Source organism: Pseudomonas sp. (assembly GCF_049645325.1).
GTDB lineage: Bacteria > Pseudomonadota > Gammaproteobacteria > Pseudomonadales > Pseudomonadaceae > Aquipseudomonas.
The window spans coordinates 1-9,155 of the sequence record NZ_JBARTQ010000197.1 but is presented as its reverse complement, the minus strand read 5'-3'; the positions used below and the strand labels follow the sequence as shown (position 1 = coordinate 9,155).

Here is a 9,155-nt window from a genome sequence, read left to right as displayed (position 1 = left end):
GGGCTGCTTCGCAGCCCAGCGCGGGGCAAGCCCGCTCACCACAGTGGTGTAACCGTCACAATAGTCGGACTCATCCCCAATAACGGCGGTCACCACAACAAGGTCAGCTTCATAGGAGGCGTGGGCGTTGTATCAGTTGATTTCGTAGCGTACCGACAGCGCGCCTTTTTTCTCCGACAGGGCCAGGATCGTCACTTGGCCCAACTCACTCAACGCCTGCACGTGGGTACCGCCGCAGGCGTAAGCAGGCAGTTCGCCAAATCCGACTTCGCGGGTGCCGTCTTCCAGGGTCATATGCCGTGGGTAATCGGCGGTGATCCACTGGTTGATACGCGCTTGAATCGTCTCTGCGTCCATGGCTTGCGCGGCTTCCCCGCGAATAAACGTGATCTTGCCTTCACCGGGCCAGTGATGGGCCTTGATCGGCATCCATCCCAGGCTCTCACCGACATTCCCAATCAGATGGCCGGCAGAATGCAACCGCGTGTGCAGTGCGCGGCGTTGCGCATCGACCCGCGCGGTGATCGGGCCGGGTTCCAAAGGCTGATTCACGTAGTGCACCACCCGATCGGCCTCCTGGATGACGCGCACCACCTGGCTGTCGCCGAGCCACCCGGTGTCGAAGGGTTGGCCACCGCCTTGAGGATGAAAAATGGTCGACTGCAGCGTGACCGCAAACTGGTCCTCATGGGGCGTGCAGCTCAGCACGTCGAGTTCGGCGGTCAGGTGGTCGTGGGTAAAAAACAGGCGCTCGGTCATGGTCTACATCCGCATCAGGGTTCTGCGAGCAGTATAAATAGTGCGCAGATGGGTGATAATCCATTCAAATATCAATGGACCTGTGCGTCATGAGCATCAATCTTCCTTTGCCGTTGCTGGGCGAAATGGCGATTTTCGTCAAAGTGGTGGAGACCGGCAGTTTCTCCGAAGCGGCGCGCCAACTGAGCGTTTCACCTTCGGCGGTGAGCCGCAGTATTTCGCGCCTGGAGCACGCCCTTGCCACACGGTTGCTGCAACGCACCACGCGCAAATTGCGCCTGAGCGAAGGCGGTGAGGAGGTGTTCAAGCGTTGCCAGGAGATGGTCAACGCGGCGCGTTCCGTGATGGAAATCAGTGGCCAGTTCAACCATGAAGCCGAAGGCCTGGTGCGCGTCAGCGTGCCCAAGGCGGTCGGCCGGTTTGTGGTGCATCCGCATATGCCCGAGTTCTTGCGGCGCTACCCCAAGGTCGATGTGCAATTGATCCTTGAGGACCGGCACGTGGACCTGATAGACGACAATGTCGATTTGAGTATCCGTATCACCGACAGCCCGCCACCCGGCTTGGTCGGCCGACAGTTATTGCCCATCGAACATTTGCTGTGCGCCACGCCGCACTATTTGGCCGAACACGGCACGCCCAGACATCCCCATGATTTGCTGGAACACAGTTGCATCTACCTTGGTGAAACCCCTGGCGACTCGCGCTGGAAATTCCGCCAGGGCGGCAAGGCGGTGACGGTGGGTGTACGCGGGCGTTATGCGGCGAACCATACCGGCGTGCGGCTGGATGCGGTGTTGCAGCATGTGGGAATTGGCAGTTTGCCGTATTTCACGGCACGGCACGCTTTGGAGGCGGGGAGTTTGGTGCAGGTGTTGCCGGAGTGGGATTTTATTGCGTCCTACCATGGCGAGGCGTGGTTGCTGCATTCGCCGACGCGGTACCTGCCACCGAAGTTGCGGGTGTTTATTGATTATCTGGTGGCGTGCATGGCGCGCGAACCTACACTGCGCCGCAGGTAAAAGTGGGCGCTGGCTTGCCTGCGATGCAGGCAACTCAGCCTGTGAGGCAACCAGAGCTGATGCCATCGCAGGCAATCCAGCGCCCACACGAATCAGTGCTTGCTCTGGTCCTGCGGCATGGCCAGCAGTTGCTTTTCCTGGTTCCAGTCGAACGGCTCGTCATTCTGTTCGGCTTCAAAGCGACGTTCTTCCAGGGCCTGGTACAGGTCCAGTTCTTCGTCCGGCATGAAGTGCAGGCAATCGCCGCCGAAGAACCACAGCAGGTCGCGAGGCACCAAGTGGGCAATTTGCGGGTAACGCAGGATGACCTGACTCATCAGGTCCTGGCCCAGGTACTGGCTTTCGAGCGGGTCGATCGGCAGCAGGGCGCGCAATTCGTCGAAACGCTCCAGAAACAGAACGTGGCTTTCCTCGGGCACCTGTTCGGCTTCGCCGACGGCAACCAGGATGCTGCGCAAGTGGTCGAGCAAGACGAGATGATCGGCAACGACGTTGGACACGAGATAAGTCCTCTAAAGCAAAAACGGGCGCGAGAGTATATAGCCCTCGCGCCCGTATTTATATGACCGCTCGACTCAGCGGACTTTACCTTCTGCCTGGGTCAGCTCTTCCTTGCTGAAATCATCCACGTCGATCACCTTGCGCCGCGCCGCTTCGGCCTCACGCAGGGTTTGCGCTTCGGCCGGTTGCAGCACCCCGGCGTGCAGCGCCGCATCAATCGCGTGTTCGCCGGCAGTCGGCTTGACCTGGCCGCTTTTCAGCGCGGCGTGCAGCTTTTTCTGCAGTGGATGGCTGGCGCCGAGCAGGTCGTACGCGTGTTGCAGGGCGCCCACCGGATCATCCGCCGATTGCGGGCGGTAGCAGCCGGCCAACAGTTCTTCCAGGGTCGGGTCGCCTTTGGCGCGGCCGATCACCGCGGCCACTTCGGCGTCCAATGCATCGGAAGGGCCGGTGTGGCGACGCCCGAACGGGAACACGATCACCCGCAGCAGGCAACCGAGCACCTTGTTCGGGAAGTTGCTCAGCAGCTCATCCAGTGCGCGTTCCGACTCGCCAAGGCTTTCTTCCATGGCCCAGGCGAACAGCGGTTCGAGGTGGTCCGGCGAATCCAGGTCGTGGTAACGCTTGAGCGCCGCGGAAGCCAGGTACATGTGGCTGAGCACATCCCCCAAGCGCGCCGACAGGCGTTCACGACGCTTCAATTCGCCCCCCAGCAACATCATGCTCAAGTCGGCCAGCAAGGCAAACGCGGCAGCCTGGCGGTTCAGGGCGCGGAAGTAACCCTGGCTCAGGCGATTGCCTGGCGCCTTCTCGAAGTGGCCAATACCGAGGTTCAGTACCAGGGTGCTGGCGGCGTTGCTGACGGCAAAACCGATGTGTTGCATCAGCAGGCCGTCGAACTCCTTCAGCGCCTGATCATGGTCTTCGCGACCCGCCAGGGCCATTTCCTTGAGCACGAACGGGTGGCAGCGAATCGCGCCCTGGCCAAAGATCATCAGGTTGCGCGAGAGAATGTTCGCGCCCTCTACCGTGATGAAAATCGGCGCGCCTTGCCAGTTGCGGCCCAGGTAGTTGTTCGGGCCCATGATGATGCCCTTGCCGCCGTGCACGTCCATGGCGTGGCTGATGCACTCGCGGCCGCGCTCGGTCAGGTGGTACTTGAGGATCGCCGACAGCACCGAGGGTTTTTCCCCCAGGTCGACCGCATTGGCGGTGAGCATGCGTGCGCTGTCCATCAGCCAGGCGTTGCCGCCGATGCGCGCCAGGGCCTCCTGGATACCTTCGAAAGCGGACAACGGCACATTGAACTGCTCGCGCACCTGGGCATATTGGCCGGTCACCAGGCTGGTGAACTTGGCTGCGCCAGTGCCGACCGCAGGCAGCGAGATCGAACGGCCCACCGACAGGCAGTTCATCAGCATCATCCAGCCCTTGCCGAGCATTTCCTGGCCACCGATGAGGAATTCCAGCGGGATGAACACGTCTTTGCCGGAATTGGGGCCATTCATGAACGCTGCACCCAGGGGCAGGTGACGACGGCCGATTTCCACGCCGGGGGTGTCGGTCGGAATCAGCGCGAGGCTGATGCCCAGGTCTTCTTCTTCACCCAGCAAATGATCCGGGTCGTGGGCCTTGAAGGCCAGGCCGAGCAGGGTCGCGACAGGGCCGAGGGTGATGTAGCGTTTTTCCCAGTTCAGGCGCAGGCCGAGGGTTTCCTTGCCTTCCCATTCGCCTTTGCAGATCACCCCGGTGTCGGGCATGGCGCCCGCGTCGGAGCCGGCCAGCGGGCCGGTCAGGGCAAAACACGGAATATCGTCGCCACGCGCCAGGCGCGGCAGGTAATGGTTACGCTGTTCATCGGTACCGTAATGCAGCAGCAACTCTGCCGGGCCGAGGGAGTTGGGGACCATGACGGTGGAGGCCAGGTCGCCGCTGCGGGTCGCGAGTTTCATCGCCACCTGGGAGTGGGCATAGGCCGAGAAACCTTTGCCGCCGTATTCCTTGGGAATGATCAGGGCGAAAAAGCCGTGGGTCTTGATGTGCTCCCAGGCGGCAGGCGGCAAGTCCATGGCCTGGCCGATTTCCCAGTCGCTGACCATCGCACAGAGTTCTTCGGTGGGGCCGTCGATAAAGGCCTGTTCTTCTTCGCTCAGTTGCGCCTTGGGGTAGGCCAGTAACTTGTCCCAGTCGGGGCGCCCGCTGAACAGTTCGCCATCCCACCACACGGTACCGGCGTCGATGGCGTCGCGCTCGGTTTCGGACATGGGTGGCAGGACTTTCTGAAACCAGCTGAACAGCGGCTTGGTGAAGTATTGGCGGCGCAGGTCCGGCAGCAGCAGCGGCAGCGCCACGGCAGCGATCAACACCCAGAAAATCAGCAGCAGCCAACCCGGTGCATGGCTCCAGGCGCCCATCGCCAGCAGGTAAACGGCGACCACGCCCAAGGCGGGCAGGGGCGCAGTACGGCGGTGTGCCAGGTAGGCAATGCCGACCACCAGCACCAGTATCCACAACAACAGCATATTCAATCCTCCGTGAAACCAGGGGCGAAACCACCATGGAGCTTAGTCGGCATCCGAAAAAGCGCGGTGATCAGGGTGTAACGAGTTGTACGCGAAGCACCGACCACCAGGCGCCGACATTTGGCCGAATCGTCGTTATCTCCACGGCAGGCCTGTCGTTAAACTCCAGGCTTCCTTCGGAGATAAAGCTCATGGATACGTACCTGAGTCCCAGCCGCTTCATCGATAGTGACCACCCTGCGGTGGTGGAGTTCGCCGAAAAACATCGCGGTTCCGGTGCGGATTTACGTGACCAGGCAGTCAGTCTTTATGACGCGGTGCGTGAGGCGATTCGCTACAACCCTTATACGTTCAGCCGCGATCCTGGCACCTTGAACGCCAGCTTCGCCCTGGCCACCGGTGAGAGCTACTGTGTGCCCAAGGCCACCTTGCTGGCCGCCTGCGCCCGCCACTGTGGCATCCCGGCGCGCATCGGCCTGGCGGATGTGCGTAATCACCTGTCGACACCGCGCTTGATCGCGCTGCTCAAAAGCGATGTGTTCGCCATGCATGGCTACACCGAGCTGTACCTGCAAGGGCGTTGGGTCAAGGCCACGCCGGCGTTCAACAGCCAGCTGTGTGAAATGTTCGACGTGCCGCCGCTGACATTCGACGGAATCAACGACAGCGTCTTCCATGCGTACAACCGACAGGGCCAGCGTTCGATGGAGTACGTGCTGGACCATGGGCAATTCCCTGACGTGCCCGAGGCGTTTTTCTTCAGCCATATTCAGCAGTGTTACCCACATCTGTTTGCCGATGGCATGCCGATCCTGCTGGGCGACCTGCAGACCGATTTAAGCCGCGCGTGAACCGGCGTATGCTGCTGCGTTCATCAAGCCATGTTCATTAACGATAAGGCGCGGTCATGCTGAAGATCTGGGGTCGTAAAAATTCATCAAACGTCAGGAAGGCACTGTGGTGCGCCGAGGAGCTCGGCCTGGACTATGAGGCAATTGATGCGGGCGGCGCCTTTGGTGTGGTCGACACACCGCAATACCGGGCGTTGAACCCCAATGGCCGGGTACCGATGATCGAAGACGGCGATTTTGTGCTGTGGGAATCCAACACCATCGTGCGTTACCTTTGCGCCAAGCAGGCATCGAGCTGGTACCCGAGCGACCTCAAAGCCCGGGCGAATGCCGAAAAGTGGATGGACTGGACCACCTCGACCCTCGCCGAACCGTTCAAGGCGGTGTTCTGGGGCATCCTGCGTACCCCCGCTGAAAAGCAGAACTGGGACAGCATCAACGCCGGGCGCCAGGCCTGTATCGACGCCCTGAGCACCGTGGACAACGCCCTCGCGGAGCAACCTTACTTGTCGGGCAGCGAGATCGGCATGGGCGATATTCCGTTGGGCTGCTTTATCTACGCCTGGTTCGAGATGCCCATCGAACGCCCGGCAATGCCCCATCTAGAGGCCTGGTATGACCGCCTGAAGCAGCGGCCGGCCTACCGCAAAGCGGTCATGACCGCGTTGACTTAATACTGACTATTAATACCGGTGACTGTACTTGTGCGGCGCGGGCAAGCACCATGCTTGTCATGCGCTGCCGTTGAACTACCTGGGCTGCGCCCTCATCTACTCTTTCTATTCCCTTCTTTGGTGCGTATTCCGATATGAGTTCCGCTCTGTCCATCCGGCAGCTAACCAAAACCTACGGCAACGGTTTCCAGGCCCTGAGTGGTATCGATCTGGACGTTGCCGAAGGTGACTTCTTCGCCTTGCTCGGCCCTAACGGGGCCGGCAAATCCACCACCATCGGCATCCTCTCGACCCTGGTCAACAAGACCAGCGGCTCGGTGAATATCTTTGGTCACGACCTGGACAAATCCCCGGCGGCGCTCAAGCGTTCCATCGGCGTGGTGCCCCAGGAATTCAACTTCAACCAGTTCGAAAAAACCTTCGACATCGTCGTGACCCAGGCCGGCTATTACGGCATCCCGGCGAAGATCGCCAAGGAGCGCGCCGAGCAGTACCTGACCCAATTGAGGCTGTGGGACAAGCGTGATGTGCCTTCGCGCTCGCTGTCCGGTGGCATGAAGCGCCGCCTGATGATCGCCCGTGCGCTGGTGCATGAACCGCGCCTGCTGATCCTTGATGAGCCCACCGCCGGTGTGGATATCGAACTGCGTCGCTCAATGTGGACCTTTCTCACCGAGCTGAACGAGAAGGGCATCACCATCATCCTCACCACGCATTACCTGGAAGAGGCAGAGCAGCTGTGCCGCAACATCGGCATCATCGACCACGGCACCATCGTCGAGAACAGCAGCATGCGTAACCTGCTGGGCCAGTTGCATGTGGAAACCTTTTTGCTCGACCTGAAGAACAACTTGTCTGCGCCGCCGCAACTGCTCGGCTACCCGAGCCGCCTGGTGGACAGCCACACGCTGGAAATCCAGGTGGACAAGGCCATGGGCATCACCGCATTGTTCACCCAATTGGCGGCCCAGAACATTGAAGTGCTGAGCCTGCGTAACAAAACCAATCGCCTTGAGGAGTTGTTCGTGTCCCTGGTGGAGAAAAATCTGGCGAAGGTGGCGGTATGAGTTCCGAACTGCAACCCAACCTCGTCGCGCTGCAAACCATCGTTTACCGAGAAGTGAAGCGCTTTACGCGGATCTGGCCGCAGACCCTGCTGCCGCCGGCGATCACCATGGTTCTGTACTTTGTGATCTTCGGTAACCTGATCGGCCGGCAGATCGGCGGCATGGGTGGTTTCACCTACATGGAGTACATCGTGCCGGGCCTGATCATGATGTCGGTGATTACCAATTCCTACGGCAACGTGGTCTCCAGTTTCTTCGGCAGCAAGTTCCAGCGCTCGATCGAAGAACTGATGGTGTCGCCGGTGTCGCCGCACACCATCCTGATCGGCTACACCGCAGGCGGTGTGCTGCGTGGCTTGATGGTCGGGGTGATCGTGACGCTGCTGTCGCTGTTCTTCACTCACCTGCAAGTGCATCACCTTGGGGTCACCCTTTTGGTGGTGGTACTGACGGCGACGATCTTCTCGCTGCTGGGGTTTATCAACGCAGTGTTTGCGCGCAACTTCGATGATATTTCGATCATTCCGACGTTTGTGCTGACGCCGCTGACGTACCTGGGCGGGGTGTTTTACTCCATCACGTTGCTGCCGCCGTTCTGGCAGACTGTGTCGCTGGCCAACCCGGTGCTGCACATGGTTAACGCCTTCCGTTACGGCATCCTGGGGGTGTCGGATATCAAGATCAGCGTGGCGATCACGTTTATGCTGGTGGCCACGGTGGTGCTGTATGTTGGCTGCGCGCGGTTGCTGGTGAGCGGGCGTGGGATGCGCACCTGACGGGTGAGCAGTATGGAAAACGGCCTCTTAGTGAGGCCGTTTTTTGGAGTGGGTGGTGGGGCTGGTTCTGAGGGTATATCCGTATTTGGATGATGGCCTCTATGGGTTCCGCCCTTACGGCGGGTCACTTTCGAAAAGCGCGAAAGTAACCAAAGCGCTCTTGCCCCACCACTCGGCACCTCGCCTAGGCTCGGCATGCCCGCACTCCGGCTTGAATCCGTGGGCCGCCGCCACGCGCCATCCATGGCGCGGGGCGGCTAACCCGGCATCCTTGCCGGGTTACCCACGGATTCAAGCCTGCGTGCGGCCATCGTGGTTAACGGGGCGCCTGAGATCAAGATCACAATCAAAAGCAAAAGCACGGCGGCCTGAAAGCCGACCTGAGTGGTTGAAGCAGAAGCCAGATCAACGGCAGAAGCAGGTGCAAAAGCAGAAGCAGATCTGCTTTTCTGTGGGAGCTGGCTTGCCTGCGATGCAGACAACTCGGTTGTTCAGGTGCACCTGATTGATGCCATCGTAGGCAAGCCAGCTCCCACAGGAAAGCAAAATTGTGGTGCAGCAGCGTCCTGATTCAGAAAGCCGAACTCGGTCAGAAATGTGGGAGCGGCGGTGCGACGATTCGACTTGCTCGCGAATGCGGTGGATCAGCCAATGAATTTATCAACTGCCACACTGCCTTCGCGAGCAAGCCCGCTCCCACATTTTTTTGACCGGCTGAGGCTTCAATATCTTCACTAGACTGCTCTTCTGTGGGAGCTGGCTTGCCTGTGATGGCAGCACCGCGGTGCATCGCCCAGCAACCAAGCTCCTGCTTGTGATCTGCTTTTGCTTCAACCACTCAGGTCGGCTTTCAGGCCGCCGTGCTCTGTTTTTGATCTTGCTTGTGATCGTGATCTTGATCTGAGGCGCCCCGTTAACCACGCTGGCCGCACGCAGGCTTGAATCCGTGGGTAACCCGGCAGGACGCCGGGTTAGCCGTGTTG

Annotated in this window: 8 protein-coding genes; 5 read left to right on the top strand and 3 right to left on the bottom strand. The window is 60.1% G+C overall.

Annotation, left to right across the window (positions count from 1 at the left end; all coding sequences use genetic code 11):
• Window positions 1-132: 132 nt before the first annotated feature.
• Complete coding sequence (locus tag WBB95_RS08650) at window positions 133-759, bottom strand: alanyl-tRNA editing protein (RefSeq protein WP_424487202.1); 627 nt, start codon at window positions 757-759, stop codon at window positions 133-135.
• An 89-nt stretch (window positions 760-848) separates the two neighbouring features.
• Between WBB95_RS08650 and WBB95_RS08645 the strand changes: the two genes are divergently transcribed.
• The gene (locus WBB95_RS08645) at window positions 849-1,781 is read left to right on the top strand and encodes a LysR family transcriptional regulator (protein ID WP_424487201.1); all 933 of its coding nucleotides are present in this window, start codon (window positions 849-851) and stop codon (window positions 1,779-1,781) included.
• 92 nt (window positions 1,782-1,873) lie between these two features.
• Here WBB95_RS08645 and WBB95_RS08640 read toward each other — a convergent pair whose 3' ends face one another.
• Together WBB95_RS08640 and WBB95_RS08635 are read right to left on the bottom strand one after the other, a co-directional pair.
• Complete coding sequence (locus WBB95_RS08640; protein WP_424487200.1) at window positions 1,874-2,281, bottom strand: PA2817 family protein; 408 nt, start codon at window positions 2,279-2,281, stop codon at window positions 1,874-1,876.
• Between the two features lie 75 nt (window positions 2,282-2,356).
• Window positions 2,357-4,804, bottom strand: a complete 2,448-nt coding sequence (locus WBB95_RS08635; protein WP_424487199.1) for an acyl-CoA dehydrogenase — start codon at window positions 4,802-4,804, stop codon at window positions 2,357-2,359.
• Between the two features lie 191 nt (window positions 4,805-4,995).
• Here WBB95_RS08635 and WBB95_RS08630 point away from each other — a divergent pair, with 191 nt between their 5' ends.
• The 4 genes from WBB95_RS08630 (at window position 4,996) to WBB95_RS08615 (ending at window position 8,172) form a co-directional block, all read left to right on the top strand.
• Window positions 4,996-5,655: a transglutaminase-like domain-containing protein gene (locus WBB95_RS08630; RefSeq protein ID WP_424487198.1), complete on the top strand. Its 660-nt coding sequence runs from the start codon at window positions 4,996-4,998 to the stop codon at window positions 5,653-5,655.
• A 56-nt stretch (window positions 5,656-5,711) separates the two neighbouring features.
• Complete coding sequence (locus WBB95_RS08625) at window positions 5,712-6,329, top strand: glutathione S-transferase family protein (RefSeq protein ID WP_424487197.1); 618 nt, start codon at window positions 5,712-5,714, stop codon at window positions 6,327-6,329.
• Between the two features lie 134 nt (window positions 6,330-6,463).
• The gene (locus WBB95_RS08620) at window positions 6,464-7,396 is read left to right on the top strand and encodes an ABC transporter ATP-binding protein (protein WP_424487196.1); all 933 of its coding nucleotides are present in this window, start codon (window positions 6,464-6,466) and stop codon (window positions 7,394-7,396) included.
• Window positions 7,393-8,172, top strand: coding sequence for an ABC transporter permease (locus WBB95_RS08615; RefSeq protein WP_424487195.1), 780 nt, complete (start codon window positions 7,393-7,395; stop codon window positions 8,170-8,172). The genes WBB95_RS08620 and WBB95_RS08615 overlap by 4 nt, the downstream gene beginning before the upstream one ends.
• Window positions 8,173-9,155 lie beyond the last annotated feature (983 nt).